This window comes from Leucobacter soli (assembly GCF_042659205.1).
Classification (GTDB): domain Bacteria; phylum Actinomycetota; class Actinomycetes; order Actinomycetales; family Microbacteriaceae; genus Leucobacter; species Leucobacter soli.
This window is the reverse complement of the sequence record NZ_JBHSRW010000430.1, coordinates 1-929: the sequence shown is the minus strand read 5'-3', so window position 1 is coordinate 929 and position 929 is coordinate 1. Positions and strand designations below refer to the sequence as shown.

1 protein-coding gene is annotated in these 929 nt (G+C 63.9%); it reads left to right on the top strand.

All coding sequences use genetic code 11. From position 1 onward, the window contains the following. The first annotated feature begins 49 nt into the window (after positions 1-49). Positions 50-929 (top strand): IS5 family transposase gene (locus ACFPZL_RS13735; protein ID WP_218116477.1). Its coding sequence is split into 2 segments (ribosomal slippage): positions 50-397 and positions 399-929, totalling 879 coding nucleotides; the frame shifts between segments, so codons are not numbered across the junction.

Sequence of the window (929 nt, the reverse complement as noted above, 5' to 3'; positions counted from 1 at the left end):
TAGGGCGTGTCTGTTAATTGATTTGTGATGGGGGTGGGATCGTGGAACCATGTCGCGATTCCAGCTCCTCTCCGATGATCAATGGGCACTCATCGCGGATCTGATGCCCGGCCCGACGGGGAAGAAGGGCCGTCCGTTCGCGGATGCACGCCTGATGGTCGAGGGCATCATCTACCGGTATCGGTGCGGGATCGCGTGGCGAGACCTCCCCGAGGCGTTCGGGCCGTGGCAGACAGCATGGCAGTGGCATAAGCGGATGGCCGATGACGGCACCTGGGATCAGGTGCAGTCCCGGCTGCATGAGTATGCCGACCGTGCGGGCCTGATCGATTGGGATATCTCGGTGGATTCCACGATCGCCAGAGCGCATCAGCACGCGACGAACGTGACCCGGGTAAAAAAGGGCTTCGTCGAATTACAAGAATCCGCTGCTTGAGCCGTCTGACCATGCGGTCGGGCGCTCCCGGGGCGGCCTGTCGACGAAGACGCATCAGCTGGTCGACGGACGCGGCTTGCCATTGGTGACGCTGGTGACCGCGGGGCAGGACGGAGACTCGCCGATGCTGATCCCGCTGCTGGAAGGGTTGCGGGTCGGTCGGCGCACTCGCCCTGCTGCGGCGCTGGGCGATAAGGCGTACTCATCGCGCGCGAACCGCGCGTACCTGCGACGTCGCGGCATCGAGACCGTGATTCCCGAACCCCGCGATCAGCAGGCCCACCGGAAGCGGCGCGGCTCGATGGGCGGGAGGCCACCGAAGTTTGACTCGGCGAAGTATCGGGGCCGGAACGTGATCGAGCGCGGCTACTGCCGATTGAAGCAATGGCGAGGACTCGCGACCCGGTATGACAAACTCGCGATCGTGTACCGGGCCGCGGTCGTCCTGAACGGAGTGATCGCCTGGCTCAACTATTTAACAGACACACCCTAG